The 20,166-nt window shown below is 72.4% G+C and carries 17 protein-coding genes; 11 read left to right on the forward strand and 6 right to left on the reverse strand.

What is annotated here, in order from left to right:
- Nucleotides 1-199 precede the first annotated feature (199 nt).
- Nucleotides 200-736 carry a hypothetical protein gene (locus OV090_RS09820; RefSeq protein WP_267703312.1) on the reverse strand — a complete coding sequence of 179 codons (537 nt, stop codon included), beginning with the start codon at nt 734-736 and terminating at the stop codon, nt 200-202.
- 82 nt (nt 737-818) lie between these two features.
- Between OV090_RS09820 and OV090_RS09825 the strand changes: the two genes are divergently transcribed.
- The 7 genes from OV090_RS09825 (at nt 819) to OV090_RS09855 (ending at nt 7,037) form a co-directional block, all read left to right on the forward strand.
- Nucleotides 819-1,973 carry a hypothetical protein gene (locus OV090_RS09825; protein WP_267703313.1) on the forward strand — a complete coding sequence of 385 codons (1,155 nt, stop codon included), beginning with the start codon at nt 819-821 and terminating at the stop codon, nt 1,971-1,973.
- Nucleotides 1,966-2,577: a hypothetical protein gene (locus tag OV090_RS09830; protein ID WP_267703314.1), complete on the forward strand. Its 612-nt coding sequence runs from the start codon at nt 1,966-1,968 to the stop codon at nt 2,575-2,577. The genes OV090_RS09825 and OV090_RS09830 overlap by 8 nt, the downstream gene beginning before the upstream one ends.
- Nucleotides 2,578-2,711: 134 nt before the next feature.
- A complete protein-coding gene (locus tag OV090_RS09835; RefSeq protein WP_267703315.1) occupies nt 2,712-3,188 on the forward strand; it encodes a nuclear transport factor 2 family protein in 477 nt (158 codons plus the stop codon).
- A gap of 126 nt (nt 3,189-3,314) precedes the next feature.
- Complete coding sequence (locus OV090_RS09840; protein WP_267703316.1) at nt 3,315-4,511, forward strand: hypothetical protein; 1,197 nt, start codon at nt 3,315-3,317, stop codon at nt 4,509-4,511.
- A 39-nt stretch (nt 4,512-4,550) separates the two neighbouring features.
- Nucleotides 4,551-5,621, forward strand: a complete 1,071-nt coding sequence (locus tag OV090_RS09845) for a sigma-70 family RNA polymerase sigma factor (RefSeq protein WP_267703317.1) — start codon at nt 4,551-4,553, stop codon at nt 5,619-5,621.
- Nucleotides 5,622-5,654: 33 nt separating this feature from the next.
- Nucleotides 5,655-6,209: a hypothetical protein gene (locus OV090_RS09850; RefSeq protein WP_267703318.1), complete on the forward strand. Its 555-nt coding sequence runs from the start codon at nt 5,655-5,657 to the stop codon at nt 6,207-6,209.
- A 342-nt stretch (nt 6,210-6,551) separates the two neighbouring features.
- Nucleotides 6,552-7,037 carry a metallophosphoesterase family protein gene (locus tag OV090_RS09855; RefSeq protein WP_267703319.1) on the forward strand — a complete coding sequence of 162 codons (486 nt, stop codon included), beginning with the start codon at nt 6,552-6,554 and terminating at the stop codon, nt 7,035-7,037.
- Between the two features lie 76 nt (nt 7,038-7,113).
- Here OV090_RS09855 and OV090_RS09860 read toward each other — a convergent pair whose 3' ends face one another.
- On the reverse strand, nt 7,114-7,668 hold the full coding sequence (locus tag OV090_RS09860; protein ID WP_267703320.1) for a hypothetical protein: 555 nt from the start codon (nt 7,666-7,668) through the stop codon (nt 7,114-7,116).
- A 197-nt stretch (nt 7,669-7,865) separates the two neighbouring features.
- Here OV090_RS09860 and OV090_RS09865 point away from each other — a divergent pair, with 197 nt between their 5' ends.
- Together OV090_RS09865 and OV090_RS09870 are read left to right on the forward strand one after the other, a co-directional pair.
- Nucleotides 7,866-9,068 (forward strand): hypothetical protein, encoded by a 1,203-nt coding sequence (locus OV090_RS09865; protein WP_267703321.1) that lies wholly within the window; start codon nt 7,866-7,868, stop codon nt 9,066-9,068.
- Complete coding sequence (locus OV090_RS09870) at nt 9,058-9,837, forward strand: hypothetical protein (RefSeq protein WP_267703322.1); 780 nt, start codon at nt 9,058-9,060, stop codon at nt 9,835-9,837. Before OV090_RS09865 ends, OV090_RS09870 begins: the two co-directional genes overlap by 11 nt.
- Before the next feature lie 9 nt (nt 9,838-9,846).
- On the opposite strand, the gene OV090_RS09875 is transcribed toward OV090_RS09870, so the two are convergent.
- A complete protein-coding gene (locus OV090_RS09875) occupies nt 9,847-12,354 on the reverse strand; it encodes a hypothetical protein (RefSeq protein ID WP_267703323.1) in 2,508 nt (835 codons plus the stop codon).
- A gap of 473 nt (nt 12,355-12,827) precedes the next feature.
- Here OV090_RS09875 and OV090_RS09880 point away from each other — a divergent pair, with 473 nt between their 5' ends.
- On the forward strand, nt 12,828-13,991 hold the full coding sequence (locus OV090_RS09880) for a sigma-70 family RNA polymerase sigma factor (protein ID WP_267703324.1): 1,164 nt from the start codon (nt 12,828-12,830) through the stop codon (nt 13,989-13,991).
- 314 nt (nt 13,992-14,305) lie between these two features.
- Here the strand turns inward: OV090_RS09880 and OV090_RS09885 are convergent, their stop codons facing one another.
- From OV090_RS09885 to OV090_RS09895, 3 genes are all read right to left on the reverse strand, one after another.
- A complete protein-coding gene (locus tag OV090_RS09885; protein ID WP_267703325.1) occupies nt 14,306-15,529 on the reverse strand; it encodes a BON domain-containing protein in 1,224 nt (407 codons plus the stop codon).
- Nucleotides 15,530-15,940: 411 nt separating this feature from the next.
- Nucleotides 15,941-17,311: a hypothetical protein gene (locus OV090_RS09890; RefSeq protein ID WP_267703326.1), complete on the reverse strand. Its 1,371-nt coding sequence runs from the start codon at nt 17,309-17,311 to the stop codon at nt 15,941-15,943.
- A gap of 304 nt (nt 17,312-17,615) precedes the next feature.
- The gene (locus tag OV090_RS09895; RefSeq protein WP_267703327.1) at nt 17,616-17,924 is read right to left on the reverse strand and encodes a hypothetical protein; all 309 of its coding nucleotides are present in this window, start codon (nt 17,922-17,924) and stop codon (nt 17,616-17,618) included.
- 295 nt (nt 17,925-18,219) lie between these two features.
- On the opposite strand from OV090_RS09895, the gene OV090_RS09900 reads away from it, so the two are divergent.
- Nucleotides 18,220-20,058, forward strand: a complete 1,839-nt coding sequence (locus OV090_RS09900) for a putative metal-binding motif-containing protein (protein ID WP_267703328.1) — start codon at nt 18,220-18,222, stop codon at nt 20,056-20,058.
- Nucleotides 20,059-20,166 lie beyond the last annotated feature (108 nt).

A 20,166-nucleotide genomic window follows, 5' to 3' on the forward strand; every position in this document is an offset into this window, starting at 1 on the left:
CCAGCATAGACGAGGACGACCCACGCCGGGGGGCCCCCCCGACCGAGCGAAGGCGCTCCGGGCTCCGGCCGACCCCGCGGAGCTTGCTCCGCGTCATCCGCGATGCCTCCCTGCCCTCCGTCACGCCCAGGAACGGGGGTACCTACCTCACTGAGGTCAAAGCGATACACAGTCGGGCGTGGTTATCACGCCAGAATGCCTAGGCGCCCGTGGTAAAAATCGCCGGCCCCGCGAGGCGCGGTCGACGAAGGGCGGCGAGGATGACGGCGAAGAAGAAGACGGCGAAGAAGACCGGCACGAAGCCCGCGCCGGCCAAGCAGGCGAAAACGACGAAGCCTGCGCCGGCCAAGGCCGCCGCGAAGAAGCCGGCAAAGGCGAGCAAGAAGCCTGCGACCACCAAGGCCTCGGCGAAGCCGGCCGGCGCGAAGCCGGCCAAGCCCGCCGCCAAGAAGCCGACGAACAAAAAGCCTGCGTCGACGACGTCCGCCGCGAAGCAGCAGGCAAAAGCGACGAAGAAGCCTGCGACGACCACGGCGAAGCAGGCGAAGACGACGAGCACGAAGTCGGCCAAGCCCGTCGCGAAGAAGCAGGCGAAGCCGACGAACAAGAAGCCTGCGTCGAAGAAGACCGCGAAGCAGACGAACAAAACGCCTGCCCCGGCCAAGGCCGCCGCGAAGAAGCCCACGACCACTGCGACCCGCGCCGAGAAGCCCGCCGCGATCGCCAGAAGGGCCACCCCGCCCGCCGAATGGCTCGTCGGCCCGCTCGCCCCGCTGCGCGAGCTCGCCGAGGCCGTCGCCGATCTGGGCGTCCGCGCCGTGGACGACGACGCATCCCAGGAGGCCGGCGAGGCGCTGCGCGAGCGCTACGCCGACAACTGGACGCTCGGCGTCTTGTGGTCGCCCGCGTTGTGGGACGCCTGTCAGGCGCGCGCGCGGCCGCTGCGACTGTGGGCGACCGGGCCGGTGCAGCGCGGCGCTCACGGCCGCGAGTTCACCCCCTCGTTCTACCTCGATCCCGCGGACCCCGGCCGGCTCTGGTACACCCCCGATCCCGCCCTGCCCGCGGCGCTGTTCGTGCCCCTGCCGGCCACGCGAGCGGCGATTGAGCAAGCGCTGACGGAGTTCGGCCCGAACACCCCGCCGCTCGACCTCGCCGAGGCGAAGACCGTGCGCGCGTTCATGGGCGAGGCCAGCTTCCTGCGCGTGCCCAGCCCCTACTCCGGCGAGCTCGAGCCCGCCGGTCCGCACGAGCTCGACCGCCACTTCAACTTCAGCCCCGTCGTCACGCCGCACGCCTGGGGCAGCGCCTTCGCCGACGACCCGCTGCGCGACGCCGGAGCGCTGTCGGCCAGCCAGGAGATCGTGGCCCTGCGGGAGATCCGCGAGCAGATCGCCGAGTCCGTGCCGCGCTTCACCCGTCGCGCCTGGTTCTCGCGGGCCCACCTCGCCATCGAGATGCACACCGAGGGCCGCTACGTCTGGGAGGTCACCTACCGCCCGAGCGACTTCGCGTCCGAGGTCATCGCCGAGCTCAACAAGATCGTCGACGCGCCGTTCCCCGCGGATCTGCCCCTCGACGTCGCCGCCGCGCTGCACGGCTTCCTGTTCCTCGACGCCGCCTGGTTCGAGGCCACGCTCGCCGGCGAGACCGACCTCCGCCAGCGCGATGCGCTGGTCAGCGCAGTCCTCGCCGTCGTCTCCGACGACATCGTCGAGGCGGCCCGGATCGCCCGCGCCGCGATCCTCCGCCACGAGGCCGATCAGATCGCAGTGGCCAACGCCGCGCTGCAGTACAACTGGCAGTTCTTGCTCGAGGAGCTGGGCAGCACGACCGCCAGCGCCGAGCTGCGGGCCCAGATCACCACGGTGCTGGCCGAGGGCATCGCGCCGCCGCAGGTGGACGAGCACGGCGAGCCCGTCGACCTCTACGACAGCATCCGCGACGCCGAGGAGGAGCAGGACGATGCCTGACTTGCGCATGATGCCCAACCCCACGCTCCCGCGCGCCGAGCTCGACGCCCGCCTGCGCGCTCTCGGCTACGCCCACGCCGGCCTCGAGCCGCGCACGCACCTCGGCTACCGCCTCCAGACCTGGCGCCACCCGGCCGGCTCGAGCGTGACCCTGTGCGAGGCCCACGTCCTCGGCGAGCGCTGCGCCATCATCCACGCCGAGACGCTCGACGAGCTCACGCAAGCGCTGGAGACCGTGCCGTACGCGGACCTGCTGCAGGCAGCCGCGGCCGCGCCGAGCCCCCGCGAGGCCTTGCCGTGGCTGCGCCGGCTGTGCCTGCTCGCGTACGACGTCCTCTCGCCCGAGCTGCGCGAGCACCTGACCCGCGCCCTGACCGATCCCGACCTGTTCGTCCGCAGCGCGGCGACGGCCGCCGCGCTGAGCCTCACCGGCGAGCACGCAGTGTGGGCCCTCGAGGTCGTGGCCAAGGCGGAGACCGAGCCGTCGCTGCGCAAGATGTACGCGCGCACCGCCAAGGGAGAGCGCGCCCGACTGACGGAGGCGAACACGCCGACCGGCGAGAGCAAGAAACCGCCGGCGAAGAAGCGCGCGAAGAAATCATAGGACTCCGGCGCTCCTCCCGCGTCGCGCGTCGCTCTGCCTGCGCGACGCGGAGCCAGGATAGCGGCACGCATGAAAGCGCTGCCGCGTCCGAAACCGGCCAGCAACCCGGCGCTTCATGAGGCACGCTCGCGTCCATGAATGACCCCGACCGCCAAGAGGCGCTCCCCGACTGCGAGCGGAGCGCGCCAGTGGCCGTGCTGAAGGGCATGTACGCGGCCGAATCCCGCTATCTGGCCGCTGGCGGCCCCGGCAAGGCCGACTTCGCCACGCTCGCGCCGTTCTTCGCCCCCGACGTCGTGCTGTTTCAGGCCGAGGGGCTGCCATACGGCGGCATCTGGCGGGGCCACGAGGGTCTGGAGCGGTTCTTCCTCGTGATGAGCGAGACGTGGGAGGTGTTCGACATGCTCAGTCAGGAGTTCCTGGCGACGGAGAACCCGGTGGTGGTGAGGACCCACGTCCACGCGCGTGCGCGTGCCACCGGCCGCGAGCTCGACTTCCCGATCCTGCAGACAATCACCGTCGTCGAGGGGCGGATCGCCGAGGTCCACCCGTTCTACTGGGACACCGCTGCGATCGCCCGCGCCTGCGCGCATGGGGGATTGGCCGGCTAGCGTCGGCCGTCGCGCGGTCATGGGGCGCTTCGGACTCCCGACCCCTGAGCCGCATCGAGCGAGGTCGTCTCGCCCGCGAGGGCCGCTTCGTTGTGCGGCGGGCGTGGTACCGTCACGTGCCCCGTCATGCCGCTGCGCTCGATCTTCGCGGGCTTGCTGGCCGCCGCCCAGGTGCCCGAGCCGTTGCCACCCGCAAGCGGCGCCGCGATCCAGTGGCGCTCCCCGGCGTCGTGTCCGGATCGCGGCGCGCTGCTGCGGGGAATCGAGACGCGGCTCGGTCGATCGCTGCGGCCCGGCGAGCTCGGCGTCGACGGCGTCGTCACGGTCCACGCGACCCCGCCGCTGTACCGCCTGACGCTGCGCCTGCGCGCGGGCGGGCCCGAGGAGCGGCGGACGCTGGCCGCGGCGACCTGCGCCGCGCTGACCGACGCGACCGCAGTGCTCGCCGCGTCCGCGGTCGCCGCCCGGGCGCCCGGGGACCCGCTGGTCGGGCAGGCGAACGCGCCCGCGCCGGCGGTGCCGGGGCCCGCGGGCGCCCGGCCGCACGGCAAGCCCCCGAGCGCGACCCCGGCGAGCGGGGAGCCGGCGGGCGCGGGCGAGCCCGCCGGCGCGCCGACGAGCCCCGGGGAGGCGGTCGAGGAGGTCACGCCCCCCGAACCGCCCGCGCAGAACGACCCGCCGGTGGCCGACTGGGAGCCCGGACCGGCGGACGCGCCGGTGTCGGTGCCAAAGACCGTCGAGGAGCGCGCGCTGGAGCCCGTGGAGCCGGCACCGCCGCGAGCCGAGCCGGCGCGGCGGCGCGCGCTCGGGGGCTTCGTGCGCGTCCAGGGCGGGCCGGAGTACGGCGCCCTGCCCGGGATGACCGGCGCGGTCGGCCTGGCGGCGGGCCTGTTGTGGCGGCGAGCGCGGCTGGAGGTCCAGGGCGTCTGGCTCGCCCCGCGGACCGCCGACCGCGCCCAGGGCGAGCTGCGGGCCTCGCTGGCGGCCGCGGCGATCCAGGGCTGCGCGCGGTTGGGGCGGGGGCGAGTCGAGGTGCCGGTGTGCGGCGGGCTCGAGCTCGGCGGGATGCGCGGAGGCGCGCGCGGCGTACCCGACGCGCGCACGACCACCGGCCTGTGGCTCGCCGTGGTCGCCGGCGCCGGCGCCGCGGTGCGGCTCGGCGCGCGCTGGAGCCTGACGGGGGCCCTGCAGCTGGCCGGGACGATCGTCGGTCCGGACTTTCAGGTGGCCGATCCGGGCCCGGCCGTCCGGCTGTTCGCACCCGCGCCGGTGAGCGGCCGGCTGCTCGTCGGGGTCGAGGTGCGGCTCGGCGATCCGCGGTGACGGATCGCCGCGCGAGCCGGGCAATCTATCCGGAGGAGCATGTCCGCGACCCGACACACCGACCCGCAGCGCACCCGCGAATTCCGCGCGATCTACCGGCGCGAGTTCGAGTTCGTGTGGGCGTCGGCGCGGCGCTTCGGGGTCGCCGCCGAGGCGGTCGACGACGCGGTCCAGGAGGTGTTTCTGACCGCCTACCGCCGCTTCGATCAGCTGCATTACGAGGTCTCGCCGCGGGCGTGGCTGTACGGCGTCACCCGCAGGGTCGCCGCCCACTACCGGCGCGGCGCGTCGCGGCGGGCCCGCAGGGTCGAGGCGGTGCGGGTCCTACCCCCGCCGCCCGAGTCGCCGCAGCAGCGCCTCGACGCCGCTCACCAGCTCGATCACCTGCTCGGCCGCCTCAGCCCCGGCACCCGCGTCGTGTTCGAGATGGTCGAGCTGCTCGGCATGAGCGGGCCCGAGGTCGCGGCCGAGCTCGGGCAGCCGCTCAACACCGTGTACTCGCGGCTGCGCCTCGCGCGGAACCAGCTGCAAGCGCTCGTCGAGCCGCTGGAGCTCGCCGCCCGCGTCGCCGCCGCGCGCGAGCGCGACGCGCCGCCGCCGGAGGCCGAGCAGCGGACGTGGGCGATCGTACTACCGCTGCTGGGCAAGCCGGCCGCGAGCGCCGGCCTCGGCGCGTGGCTCACGGCGCGGGCGGGCTTTGCGACGACGCTGGTCGCCGCCGGCGGCGCGCTGGTCGTCGCGCTCGTCCGCAGCGCGCCCGCTCCGGCCCCGACCCTGCCGGACCCGACGCCGGCGCCGGTCATCGCGGCAACGCCGGCCCCCGCGGCCGCGCCGGCGCCCGGGCCCGACGCGCTCGCCCGCGAGGTCGCGCTGCTCGACCAGGCTCGGCTCGCCGCCGCCGACCCGCCGCGGGCGCTCGAGCTGCTCGCCGAGCACGCGCGCGAGTTCCCGCGCGGCGCGCTCGCGGACGCCCGCGAGGCCGCGCGGATCGCCGCGCTGTGCCGCCAGGGTCAAGTCGAGGCGGCCGAGGCGGCGGCGCGCGAACTGCTCGCCGGATACCCCGCGTCGTCGATCGCCCGCCGCCACGAAATTTATCGCTGCACCCGGTGACGGACGGACGGACGAGCCGGGCAAGTGGTGGACATGGACTCACTCACCCGCTTTTCATTATCGACCCTGGCGCTCCTCACCCTCGTCTCGGCCCCGGCCTGCCTCCTCGATCACAAGATCGGCGGCAACCCGACCGACGGCTCGTCCGGCGACGCCGACGGGACGGCCACCGACGGCGACGCCACCTCCGAGGCGACGACCGAGAGCAGCACCGACGCGAGCAGCACCGACGCGAGCAGCACCGACGCGAGCACGGACGGGAGCGGCACGGACGCGTCGACCGGTGAGACGACCGGGACCGGCAGCACGACCGCCGATCCGTCGTACGAGCGCGAGTGCGAGCCCGGCGACTTCGTGTGCGACGATTGGGGCTGCCAGGAGGCGACCCAGGCCGGCGAGTGCTACAAACCGTGCACGCCGAGCGGCGAGATCGGCGGGGTCGACAGCGAATGCGACGAACCTGAGCGGCCGTTCTGCAGCCAGCTCGGGCTGTCGTTCGGCGGCGACTTCGACTGCAACGGTTGCGCCCACGTCTGCCTGGCCGAGCCGCTCAACTGGTGCGACTACGGGGCCGACCAGTGCGAATGACGATAGTCGGGGTGATACCGCCGAGGGGGGGACCGGGGCGGCGACCAGAACCCCGAGCCCACCTGTTCGACCGGCAGTCAGGCCGGCGGTGAATGCAGCGGCGCCGAGGGCGGCGCCGCTGCCTGTCAAGCTGTACGCTCCGCGCACGCTCCGGCGGGGAGCGCTCCTTTCACGAACTCGCTCGACGCCTCGCAGCAGCCTCGCTAGCGTCTCGCCGTCGGCCCGCCACTGTCGCCCTCGCAGCAACCACGCCGTCGGCGACGGCCGAGCTCGCTGCCAGCGCCCGAGCCGAGTACGCCGTCGCACTCCAGCAACCGTCGAACCGTGCTAGATCCGCGGCCCATGGCCTCTCCCAAGCCGGTCGTCGTCGGCGTCATCTCCGACACCCACGGCCTCGTCCGTCCCGAGGCCCTCGCAGCGCTGGCCGGGGCCGACCACATCGTCCACGCCGGCGATGTCGGCGGGCGGGCGGTGTTCGACGCGCTCGCCGCGATCGCGCCAGTCACCCTCGTGCGCGGCAACAACGACCTCGACCGCTGGGGCCGCAGCTTGCCGGAGACCGCCGACGTGCGCCTCGGCGGCGCCCGGCTCCACGTGCTCCACGACCTCGCCGACCTCGCAGTCGACCCGCAACAGGCCGGCATCGACGTGGTGATCTCGGGCCATTCGCACAAGCCCAAACAATCCCACGACCACGCCGTCCTCTACCTCAACCCCGGCTCGGCCGGCCCGCGTCGATTCAAGCTGCCGATCTGCCTCGCGCGCCTGCACCTCGGCGCCGGCGCGCCCACCGTCGAACTCGTCGACCTCGTCCCCACCCCCGGCTGACCTCGCGGCCTACGATTTCACCGATCTGACCCGAGAGACATCTCCTATTAAAAATAAAAGCGCACGCCGCTCGCGATCAGCCCGGCGCGCCGGGCGTGCGCGGCACGTCGGTCAGCTCGAACCAGCAGCGCCCCGACGTCACGTCTTCGACGCGCACCCCGCCCGCATCATCGAGCGCATCGGACCGCAGCGAGTTGTCGGGCAGGCGCAGGCGGAACTGCGCCCCCGCGAACGAGCGTCCCGGCTCGTCCGCGTCGACCACCGACACCGCCACCCATCCCGGCTCGCGCCGCGGCAGCTCGGGTCCCGGCGTCGGTCGGTCCTCGCGCGGCCTCACGCCCGGCCCGAGCCACAGCCCGCGCGTGTCGGCCACCGCGATCGTCACGAACTCGTCCATCAGCAGCCGCGCCAGCGCCGGCCGTGGGTCGCGGTTACCCACCTGCAGCAGCCGCTGCACCAGCTCGCGGAACCCGAACGACGCCGCCGATCCGGACAGCAGCACCTCGGCGATCGCGGCCGCCTCGCTCGCCGCGATTCGCCGCCCCTCGCTCGCGCCCGGGGCCCACGATCGCAGCACGCGAATCGTCGCTCCGCCGGGGACCAGCTGGATCTCGGCCGCCTCGTCGAACATCCGCGCCACCATACATCCATTCGAATCACCGGCCTCGCCGCGCCCCTCGCGCTCCGCGCCTGCGGGCGCCATTCGCTCGCGGACGCCGAGCGAGGCCGCCGCTGTCGACAATACACCGCGACTCCTCGCCGCGCGTCCGCGCCCGCCGAGCTGCGGCCCTTGACAGCGGAGCCCTCCGCTTCTCAAGATCCGCAGCCATGCCGCCCGAGCGACCGATCGTGCATGTCGACCTGCGCGCCGACGGCACCATCGCTCGCACCGGCCTGACCACCGGCGAGCACAGCCTCCTCGTCGTCCATCGGCCCCGGGTCCACACCTCCGAACCGGCGTGGACCGCTTACCTCGCGCGCAGCGTCCTCCTGCTGCCGCGGGTCGGGCCGCATCACCCGTGGGCGCCCGTGGTCGCCTGGCTGCGTCACCTGCAGCAGCACCTCGATCACGGCGGGCTCGTCGTCGGTCACCGCGAGGCCGAGGAACCGCCGGAGTTCGCCGCGCTGCGGGCCCGCGCCCTGCTCCACTTTCTGCGCGACGAGCAGTCGGCGTGGGTCGCTCTCGCGAGCGCGCACGGGCGCGTGCAGGACACCCAGGCCTACCTCGATTACCTGCACCGCGTGTGCGGCTGGGACACCGCCGTGCAGTCCATCTCCGACGCCGCCGACGCCGCCACCGCGCGCGCGGTCGAGGCCTTCCAGCGCACCTACAACCGGGCCTTCCGCGCCGACATCTACGAGGACGGCGTCATCGGCGAGCAGACCCTCGGCGCGGTGTTCGAGGTCGCCAAGGCCGAGCTCGTCTACTGGTTGGAGCTCGGCGGCACCAGCCTCGACGCCTTGCGGCCCTATGCCGGAGACCTCGAGTGGGCCGTCGATCCGGCGTACGACGGCCGGCCCTGGACGCAGTTGCTCGCGCTCCCCGCGGCCGATCGCTACGACCTCGCGCGCGAGCCCGCGGGCGCCGGCCTCTACCCGATCGCGCGCCAGCTCCCGCTGCCCGTCGCCGACGTGCCCGCGCCCGTGCGTCACGTGCTCGAGATCCGCGTCCTCGACGAGTGGGGCGAGCCGCTGCCGCACCTCGCCTACGAGCTCACAGTCGCCGGCGAGACGCGCTTCGGCGAGACCGACGAGCACGGCCTGCTCGCCGAGCCGATGATGCCGCCCGGCGACATCGTGCTCCGCCTCGCCGACGGCGCGCCCGTGCTGTTCCACGACCTCTACCAGCCGCGCGGCGTCTTCCCGCTCGCGGCCGGCGGCGAGCCGCCCCACGACCTCGAGGACGAGTTCCACGCCCGCGACGACGACGACGATGACGACGACGACGACGATGATGAAACCAGCGACGAGCTCGGCGACGACGACGACGGCTGGGGCGCGCTCGCGGAGGACGGTGCCCGTGCGGACTAGCGCCCTCGTCGGCCTGCTGCTCGCCGCGTGCAGCCCGGCCACCCCGGTCGCCGCACCGCAGGCCGAGCCCGTCGCGCCCGCCCCCGAGGTCGCGCCTGCCAAGCAGGACGCGCCGCCCGCTCCGACGACGCCCGCCGGCCCGCCCGCGCCCAACAAGCTCACCGTCCCCGGCGATCCGGCCCCGAACCTCGCCATCGGCAAGGACGAGCAGGCCGCCATCGACGCCGCCTGCCCCAAGCTGTGCAAGACCCCGCAGTGCAAGTGCGACGCGGCCCGGCCGATGCAGCAATTCCTGCTGGTGCGGCGATTCGACCCGACCGAGGCGCCCGAGCGCGGCTACGGCTGGTACGTCCTGCAGCGCACCGATCGCGGCTGGATCACAGTGATGGACACCGAGACGCGCCCCGGCGGCGACGACGTCGCGCGCCCGCACGAGGCCTGCGGCCTGCGGGGACCCGATCCGCTGCCCGCGGGCCTCGGCCTCGTCGGCGTGCGCCTCCCCGACCTCGACCTCGACGGCCGCCCCGATCTGCTGTTCGAGTGCCGCACGGAATGGCGGCACGACGTGCATTATTGCACTGCCACCAACGAGACCTGCGCGACGATCCCCATGCGATTCGTCAACGAGGGCGAGCTCTACCTCGACCTCGACCTCGAGTACCGCGACGGCTGGTTCCTCCGCACCGTCCGCGTCGACCGCTGGAAGCAGGCCCGGGGCAACGTCCGGGTCGACGGCGTCGACAAGCCCGACCCCGCCCCCGGCCGCTGACTCATTTTTTTAAAGCTGCTTGCGCACCCGCGCGAACGCGGCCTCCATCGCCAGCAGCGGCGCCGACTTCTTCTTCGGCTTCTTGCTCTTCTTGCCCGGCTTGCCCTTCGCGTCCGGCGGCGCCTCTGCCTCGGCCTCTGCTTCGCCGGCCTCGGGCGCGCCGCCCGACGTCGTCCCGGCCGCCGCCTTGCCCACTGCCACGATCTCCCGCGCCGTCTTGAACAGCCGCGCGTCGGCCCGCTCGCCCCCGCCCGCGTAGCGCATCACTGCGCGCAGCCACGAGCACGGGTACTCCGATCGCCCGAGCTCCGAGTCGACCGCCAGCGGCGCGCCGAACAGCTCCGGCCAGCGCGACGCCGGCGCGGTGCAATGATAGGACGCGTCGCCCGCGTTCGCCGCCAGCAGCGGCTGCTCGGAGCTCAGCTGGAAGCGCTCGAGGCACCTGGCGCACTCGTAGCGCTTGCCGCCCGGCACCTTGCCGTACGTGCAATTGCGGGCCGGCGCGTCGCTCGCCTGATTCGGCGTGAACTTCGACACCAGCAGGTCCCGCGCCCGCGCGCACGAGCTCTCGGCGCCCATCCAGTTGCCCGGCGTCGGCATCTTGCCGTCGCTGGGCACGGGGATCCCGGCCACCCATTCGTAGCCGTCGACCTGCTTGCCACGGCCGGCCGGGCTCACGCCGGCGAGGATCGTCGGCAGCGTCACCTGGCCGCCGCCGACCCCGCGCGAGTGCACGAGCGGCCCGAGGTAGCCCGGGTGCTCGGCCTGGACCCGGCCGACGCTGTTCGTGAACAGCTCCGAATAGGCGTACTTGGTCACCGAGCCGCCCTTGCGGCCCCAGTTGCTCCAATCGATGCCGTTGATCGGCACCCGCCGGGCCTTCTCGTCCTTGCTGGTCGCCAGGTCGCCGACCGCGTCGGTGGCCCGGTAGCCCGACTCGTTCTTCTGCCGCTCGAGCATGATGAACGGCGGGACCACGAACACCCCGCCGTCCTTGCACGCCTCGATCACCAGATCTGCGTACGCGTCGAGGTCCTTGGGCTCGCCCTCGATGTTCGGCGGGAAGTGATAGACCAGCTTGCGCCCCGGCTGCTTGGTGACCTTGCCGCGGGCCGAGCCGATCGGCACCTCCGACAGCATCGCCAGGATGTAGAAGGCGGTCGCGTGATCGACGATCGCGTTGCGGTGCAGCGCCTCGCGGTAGGGCGTGAACGTCTCGGGCAGGCCGCCGACGATCCGGCGCAGGTCCGCGAGCTGCTCCGGGGTCGCCGCCGCGATCACAGCGGCGTATTGCTGGTAGCGATCGATCGGGGCCTGGAACTGCTTGCGCAGCTTGTCGTCGCCCGCGAGGTCGGTGAGCACCTGCGCCAGCGCGGCCACGCGCCGGGCCTCCGGCGCCGCGTCGCACGAGATCACCAGCTCGAGGTCGCGGACGAAGTCGACCCACGGATCGTGGTCGGGCTTCTCGCGCGGGACGTCCTTGAACTGCGGATGCGCGATCACTTCGGCGAGGCTCCGCGCCTTCCGCTCGGCCTTCGAGGTCTGCAGCGCCGCGAGATCGAGCGCCGGCACCTCCTGGGGCAGCTGCCGCATGCCCTGTCGCAGCGCCGTCAACGCCTGCGCCCGCAGCTGCGCCGCCTTCTTGGCCGCCTGCCCCTCGGCCCCGGCCTGCCCCAGCAGCGCGAGCCCGCGGTCGTACGCGGCGTGCGCCGCGGCGAGCGCCCGCAGCCGCTCGGCCAGCGGATACACCAGAGCCTCGGCGATCGCCCGGATCGGGTTGTCGGGCAGCTTCGGGTCGAAGTAGATCGGCTTGGCGAACGTCTCGAGGGTGGTCTCGCGCAGCTCCGCGTCGCTGACCATCGTCTGGCTCAGGTCGGTCGTGGTCGGCACGCCGTAGAAGAACGAGATGTCGAACTTGAGCGCCAGGATCGCGCCGACCAGGGTCGCCTCGAACACGTGGACCCCGCCGTACTCGGCGCCGACGTTGCGCTCGCGGTTGCCATAGTACGCCAGGTACAGCAGGTCGCGCTTGAGCTGGCGGACGTGCATCGACCTGGCGACCACGCCCGGCTCCGCGTCGCCGTACTGCCGCGTCAGGTCGCTGTTGCCGGGGCGCAGCAGGTGGCCGTCGTAGGGCCGCACGTTCAGCCGGTGCGCCACCGCGGGCCCCGTCTTCGCCGGCTGATACTCGGCCGCCTGACCGCCGACCGTCAGCCGCTCGAGCGCCCGCTTCCACACCGACACCACCGCGTCGAACACGACCGGCACCGCCGTGCGCATGTCGGGCGGGGCCTGGCGCAGGTGATCGTCGACGTAGATCAGCATCCCGTCGCGCCCGGCCCGCGTGCACGCCGGACACTGCACCACCCGCTTGTCGGCCCTGGCCGCCTCGTAGCCGGGGATCCCGTCGTGCGGGTACAGCAAGATCACCGTGGCCAGATCGAGCAGCGGCGAGCGCACTTTGAGCGCGCACTCGGCGTGGGTGCAGGTGACGAGGATCTCGGCGTCGGTGGCCATTCGCAGGGAGTCGACGCAGACGCGCGCGCTCGCCGATGATAGAGAAATTCGCGGCGGTGTTGGCCCGACGAACGCAGGCGCGCCGGCGCGCGCGGCAGCCGAGGATTGCGCCGACGAATCCAAAGATGTCCCGAGAGACATCTTTTTAAAATTGCGCGACGCCCCGGGCGGACGTCGGCGAGCGGGCCCGCCGGAACCGATTGCACATACGCGATCCCCCGCCCGGCGAGCGCGGCCCGCCTCCGCGAATGTCACGACCCCGCCGCCGCCACGCAGCCGTCGACCCCACCCGCCGGCGCAAACCCAGGCTCGCCCGCGTGTCCGCCAGCCTCGCACCACGTGCGCGCCCCGGCTCGCCCGACCCGCGCGATTTCGCCCCCAGCGCCCTACCTCTGCCCCGCCGGCGAGCCCTCGCGAAAAAATTCGTCGCGGTCGTGTAGGGTTCTGTTGGCGAGCGACACTCGAGCTCCGCGATGACCCATCTGCTGGCCACAGACCCCTACACCTTGCTGGCCGAGGCCCTCGTGTACCTGGTCTACGGCATGGGTCTGCTCACCTTGCTGGTGATGCCGACGATGCGCCTGTGGGCGCTGGCGCTGAGGGCGGCGCGGTGGCTGATGCGAGCCCTGCCGCAGCTGCTCCTGTCGCGCCCGGCCTTCGGCGCCTCGCCGTCGCGCCCGCTCCAGCTCACCGGGCTGTCGCGGCCGCTGGTGAAGGTGATCCAGCAGACACGCACCCTCACCTCCGAGCTCCGCCGTGCCAGCATCGAGGCCGCCGACTGGCCGGTCGACCCGGCCGAGCCGGCCCGCAGCGGCTGGCGCGAGCTGTTGCTCGGGGTCTCCGAAGGGCGCGCCCCGCTCACCGCCATCCGCGACCAGGTGTTCGTGTGGATCGGTCTGGTCGAGGCGCTGCCGGCCGGCGACCGCGAGCGGCTGGCCGGGCTCGGGGTCGACGTCGAGGCGGTGCGCCGCACCCTGACCGAGGAGGGCGCGCCGGCCGAGGTCGTGCGCACGCTCGCCGGCCAGCTGTGGGGCATCGACGAGCGGCTCGCCTCCGCGAGCAACTTCGGCTACCGGGCCAGCGGCGCCGCGCCGGCGGCCCATCCGCGGCCGCTGGCAGCCGGCACCGGCGAGAACGACGACGAGCGAGCCCGCCGCGGGCGCTGGGCCGGCACCGTGGCCGAGCACGGCCCCGGCCTGTCGCAGATGGCGGCCAGCTACAGCCGCAGCCCCGCCGAGCGCGCCGATCTCGAGCAGGACATCGCCCTCGCGCTGTGGCGAGCGCTGCCGATGTTCCGCGGCGAGTCGTCGCTCAAGACCTTCGCCTACCGGGTCGCCCGCTACTGTTGCTTCCGCCACGTCCGCCGGCGCAAGGACGTCGATGCGGCGGTCGACCCGGCGAGCGTGGCCGACCCGGCCGCGTGCATCGAGTCGGCGATGCTGCGCGCGGACCAGCGGACCCGCATCGAGCAAGCCCTGACCGATCTGCCCGACAACCTCGAGTCGGTGATGGCGCTGCACCTCTCGGGGCACTCGTACGCCCAGATCGCCGAGACCCTCGGGATCACCGAGCGCAACGTCTCGGTCCGGCTGTCCCGCGCCCGCGCCCGCCTGCGCCGTCAGCTCGTCGCGGCCTGAGGCCCGAACGTGCCGCGGACGGCGCCGGCCCGACGCTCGGCAGACATGTCCTCGAAGACATGCCTCCGATCGCCGTCGGCGTGACGGCTTCCATGTCCCCGAGGACATGCCTCCGATCATCACCATGACGTGTCACATGTCCCCAGGGACATGCCTCCAATCATCGCCGTGACGTGTCACATGTCCCACAGGACATGCACATAATTGAGGCAGGCGCGGCCACAGCGGCCGCGTCCACCTCTCCCGTCCGGCAGCTCCCTGCCGCCGGGCGCCGGCGCACGCCTCATTGGGCGTACGCGCCGGCGCTCACGGGCTCACGCCTCGCGCGTGCGCGAGCCGGTCGTGGTCGTGCTCTGGCTGCGGCCGGTCTGGCCCTGCTCGCCCTGCGTGCGGCCGGTCTGGCCCTGCTCGCCCTGCGTCTGGCCCGTCGTCTGCTGGCCATGGCTGACGCGGATCTGGTTCTGGACCTCGCGGACGCCCGAGATGTCCTCGCTGAGATCCTCGATCAGGCGCTTGACCTCGCGGTCGTCGACGGTGCCGCTCAGGGTCACGATGCCCTGTTGCACCTTCACCTCGATCTCGCTGGCGTCGACCGACGGGTTGCGCGTCAGGGCCTCGCAGATCTCCTCGGTGATGCGATCGTCGGACCGGCGGTAGCCCTTCGGCCCGCGGCCGGCGAAGCGCCCGCGCTCCTGTGACATCCTGCCGCCCATGCCGCTCATGCCGCGGCCCTCCTCGCCGAAGCTCCGCCGGCGCGGCATGTCCTCCTGGAAGCCGCCCTCGCGGTAGCCCTCGCCGCCGAACCCGCCCTCGTAGCGCTGGCCCATGCGCGAGCCCTGCCCGTACTGGCCCTGCCCGTACTGGCCCTGCCCGTACTGGCCCTGCCCGTACTGGCCCTGCCCGTACTGGCCCTGCCCGTACTGGCCCTGCCCGTATTGGCCCTGCTGGCCGTATTGCTGGCCGCCCATGCCCTGCTGGCCGTATTGGCCGCCGTAGCCGCCCTGCCCGCCGTACTGGCCGCCCATGCCCTGATGGCCGTACTGGCCGCCCATGCCCTGATGGCCGTACTGGCCGCCGTAGCCGCCCTGCCCGGCGTAGCCGCCCTGCCCGCCGAACTGGCCGCCGTACTGGCCCTGGCCGCCGTACTGGCCCATCCCCATCTGGCCCTGGCCGTGCCCGCCGTGCTGTCCCATCCCGTACTGCCCGCCGTAGCCCTGCTGGCCGTACTGGCCTTGACCGTACTGCTGCCCGTACTGACCGCCGTACTGCCCATGCTCGCGGTACTGGCCCTGACCGCCGAACTGTGACCCCTGGCCTTCATAGCGGCCGTAGCCGCCCTGATGCATGAATTCTCCGCCGCGCTGCTCCTCGAACTCCGCGCCCTCGTCATCGTAGCGACGGCGGGTGAGGCGCTCGTCGCGGCCCGACATCCCGCGCATCTCTTCGCCGCGCTCGCGGCCCTCGTGCTCGTGCGACTGCCGGGTCCGGCGGCCGTAGTTCTGCTCCTCTTGCATGTGACGACGATCATCCTGTCGCATGAAAACCTCTCCTTCTCGATTCGGTTGGACGTGAATGGGCGACCACGCGGGTCGCCTCGGCGCGCAGAGCATGGGGGGAGCGCGGCTCCGAGCTACCCGAACCGCATATAAGCAGCCCCACGCGTATTCGCGGCGCCTGCTCATCGATTGTGCGCAGCAACCGCCGCTGGGAATCACCCTCGTCGCAACGGTCCCGCAACGCCTCGAACTCGACGTCTCCCGGCAAATGGCGGCAGGAGCGAGCTGGACCGAGACCCGCACACCCGGCGGCCGCGCCGCCAGAATCGACGTCGCGGGCGACCCGACCTCGGATTCTCGCGCCGCCACGCCGGCGAGTCCCCGCCAGACGACAGGTGTGTCCCTCCGCCCCCGAGATTCACCGACGAATCACCGCAGCGACCCAGGCGTTTTTCACGGCACCCGCTCGAGCAACAAATAGTCGAGCCCAAAGCCGGCGAAGGGCGCTCGCGGCCCGAGCCCGACCGCGTCGACGGTGATGTGATTGTCGCCCGCATGCAGCGCATGCACGCCGAGATCGCGCGGCGGGTCGTGGCCGACCCTCGATGCATACAGATCGATCGCCCCGCCGATCGATTCGTCGTTGATGGCGAGCCGGTGAATGCCGTGCGTCGGCCCGACGGTCAGGGTAGCGAACACGCGATACCTCCCCGCCTCCGCCACCGGCAACGTCAGCGTCAGACGCGCCGCCAGCACGCCGCGCCAGAACAGCTGGGCATCGCCGCTCCAGTTGCCGAGCTCGCGGCGCATGTCGGTCTGCGCCTCCACGGCGCCGAAGTGAGCCCGCGCCGCCTCGACGAGCACCTCCCCCTCGATCGGCGGGAGCAGCTCGCCCGGCAGCAGCAGCCGCAGGTCCTGCCCCGTACGCACGAGCGCCCCCTGCCGCACGCGCATCGCCTGCGTCGGTGACAGGGTCATCGCCGGGCTGTCGTAATACGACATGACGTCGTCGCGCGGCAGCGGCAGTTCGTCGCCTGCCAGGCGGCGATGGATGGCCGCGGGATCGCACTGAGTCAGGTCGCGGACGAACGGATCGGGCGGCGTGTCGCGGATGCCGTCGCCGTCGAAGATCGTCGGGTCGCCGGCGTAGTCCGCCTCCGCAGCCGCGAGGTCGGCGTACTCTCGCGCGTGGGTGTGCGCGAGGCCGAGGTAATGCCCGAGCTCGTGGGCGAACAGGAGGATGTTCTGATGGCCGCACAGCCAGGTGGCCTCGAACCCCGGCAGGGCCGCGAACCAGTAGTCGGTCCACGAGAAGCCGCCACCGGTCGGCAGCGGACCGGGACCGTGACGGAAGATCACAGTGACCTTGTCCGGACGCTCGCGCGCGATCGCGTCGCCGGCGGCGATCTCCTCCAGCCACGCGAGATCCGCGTTGCCCACCATGCGGTTGAGCAGCGTGCTCCGCACGTCGGTCCAGTCGGGCCCGTCGGCGTCGGCAGTGAAGTCGAACCGGATCCGCGCGACCTCATAAATGCGGTTCGCCTCGTCGACCCACCGCGCCACCTCGTCCGGGGAGATCGGGCACTGCCACATGCCATCGTCGTCGCTGACGCGCACCGCGTGCAGGGGCAGCGTGATCCACGGCAGATCGTCGGGCACCTGCACCGGCCTCGCGTCGACGCAGCTCGACGACACGCAGGCGCTGCCGTCCGCGCACTCGTCGTCGTCGGCGCACAGACCCCCCGGCTCGGCGGACGGCTCCCCCGGCTCGCCGCACGACACCAGCAGACACAGCGCGACGAGCGAGCGAAGCGAGGCCGACATGCGAGGTTCTTCTCTTTTTAAAATAATCCACGCGCCCCGACCGATCCACGTCTTCGAGCCCATGACCTCCTGTCGATCGGCATCCGGACCGAGCGAAATTCGCGCGCCCCGCTGTCACGCCTCGTCCACGATCGAGAGGTTGGCCATCATGCCGGTGTCTTCGTGGGGCGGGAGGTGGCAATGGTCAGACAGCCTCGCCCGCCCAGTCATCGAAGCGCATTCACACGACATTCTGCATGAAAGCCGTTCACGTGAATCTGGAACACGGTATCCGCGGACCTCGGCTATCGGCCGAGCGCGGCGCTCACTTCCCGCCGGCCATCTGAAACTGCATCAGGGCGTCGTTCGTGAGCTTGAAGTCGGGGCTCAGCGTGGTGTGGCAGGACTTGCAATCCTTGATCGCAGGGTTCTTGGCCTTGGCCGTGGCCAGGAATTTCTTCATGACCTTCTTGGCCTCGTCCTGGCCGCCCTTGGTGCAGGCGTCCTTGATCAGCTGGGTCTTGAACTCCTTGCGGACGCAGGCGTCACCGGCCTGAGCGTCCTGCGACATCGAGGTCAGGGACAGGAGGCAGGCGGTGGCAGCAGCGAGGGCGAGAAATGCAAACTTCTTCATGTCGTGTCGTCCGGTGGGTAGCGCCCCGGTCCGGCTTCGTCCGGGACGACCGGCCAGCCGGGCTCGCGGGTGAAGAGCGCCGACCGTCCTGTTCCGATCCAAAAAAGTCCGAACTATTTTCTCTGGGGCGGCGCGCGCCGGAAAGCCCGCCGGCGTGATGCTGAGGGCTCGCGCACGCACCCTCGCCGGTTCGCGGTCCGGGTCGGCTCTTCCGGCCGTCGTGTTCGCTGCGAGCGGTGTCGCTCTGCCACCCCACGCGCCGGCGGCGGCCTGGCGCGGTAAGATCTGCGATCGCATGCGCACTTTCGTCGCCTCCCTCGGATCGTTCTTCGTCACTCTCCTCGCCGCTTGCGGCGACGACCTGACCAGCACCGTCGGCACGGCGTCGGAGACCTCCTCGACGAGCACCGGCGAGACGAGCAGCAGCACCGGCACGACGGCCTCGATCCCGACGACCACCGACACTGGCGGGACCGACTCGATCACCGGCACCACTGGCACCACCGGGACCGTCGAGCCGACCTCGACCTCGACGACCACCGGCGACGGCTCGAGCAGCTCGAGCGACGCGACCTCGACCTCGACGACCGGCGAGAGCACGACCACGGGCGAGAGCACGACCACCGGCGAGGCGTGCGTCGACGGCGTCGTCTGCGAGGGCAACATCGCCATCAGCTGCGAGGGCGAGGTCCCGTCGATGGAGGAATGCGGGCACCTGTGCGTCGACGGCGTCGGCTGCGTCGATTGCGTCGCGCCGGGGCCCGAGGTGTGCGACGGCCTCGACAACGACTGCGACGGCGTCGCCGACGGCCCGGGCGTGTGCGGCCCGGGCAGCTGCAGCGCGGGCGCGGGCGTGTGCATCGAGCTGACCATCCCGGACGAGCAGCCGCTCGTGTCCGGCTGCCGCCAGCAATTCCCGCCGGCCCAGAGCCTGCCGTGCCCGATCGCCGAGCCCGGCCCGGTGTTTCACGTCAGCGCCCAGACCGGCGACGACGCCAACGACGGCACCACCCCCGAGACCGCCTGGCGGACCCTGTGTCACGCCGTCGGCGCCGCCCCGGCCGGCAGCACCCTGCGCGTCGCCGAGGGCCAGTACGCCTCGGCCGAGGTCTACGTCGGCAAGGAGCTGACGATCAAGGGCGGCTTCGACGGCACCTTCACCACCTGGGACCCGGACCTCCACCCCGCGACCTTCTACGGCCGGCTCAACCTCGATCACAACGGCGCGGTGTTCGGCGGCTTCCGCATGATCGCCAACCCGCTGCACGCCGACGCCTGGAGCTACCCGCACCACTTCGTCGGCGCCGGCACTCTGGTGCGCAACTACGTCGAGATCGTCGCCACCTCCGGCGGCGACATCAACACATTGAACCTCTACGGCATCGTCGCCAGCGCCTGCTCCGGCGGCGTCTCGGTGCTGCGCTGCAACGACATCTACGTGCGCTCGGACGCGCCGCAGACCTTCGTCGTCAGCGCGGTCGAGTACGGCAACCACGCGCTGCACGCCGGCCAGGGGGTGCTCGACGCCAACCGGATCTGCCAGGACGGCGGCGGCTTCGCCACCGACGCCGTCGGCGGCTACGGCTCGTGCTTCCCGGCCCCGGTGTCGCTGCTGATGCGCAACAACGTGATCGAGACGGCCGGCTCCGGCGGCAGCGCGATCGACTTCTACAGCTGCGGCAGCGACGACATGTCGTTCACCCTCACCAACAACACCGTGATCGGCGCCAGCGAGGCGATCCGCGGCTCCGGCGACCCCGCGGTGATGATGCGCTGGAAGCTGACCAACAACATCTTCTTCAGCGCGGGCGGCGGGCAGACTGCGGTCCATGCGGGCGACGTCGGCGTCGAGATCACCAGCAGCGAGGGCAACCTGGCCTTCGGCTTCGCCGACAACACGATCCACCCTGCCCCGCTGCTGAGCGCCGGCGACGACGTCAGTGGCGCGGCCACGCCGGCCTCGGTGTTCGTCGACGCGATGAACGGCGACCTCCACCTCAAGGCGGACGGCCAGGGCGTCGACACCGGCCTCAACGTGTTCGGCCTGCCCGCCTACGGCGTCGTCACCACCGACGTGGCCCAGCAGCTGCGGCCGCCGCAGGGGACGTGGGATCGCGGAGCGTTCGAGCTCTGACGGGCGGGCGCGAGAGTACCCGCCTGCTTCCGCGCCTTCCATGACACCGCGCTTACGCCTCCGGTGACGCCTGAATCGGTGCCTCCCGCGCCGAATACCACCAGCGCC

Source organism: Nannocystis sp. RBIL2 (genome assembly GCF_026626745.1).
Taxonomy (GTDB): Bacteria; Myxococcota_A; Polyangia; order Nannocystales; family Nannocystaceae; genus Nannocystis.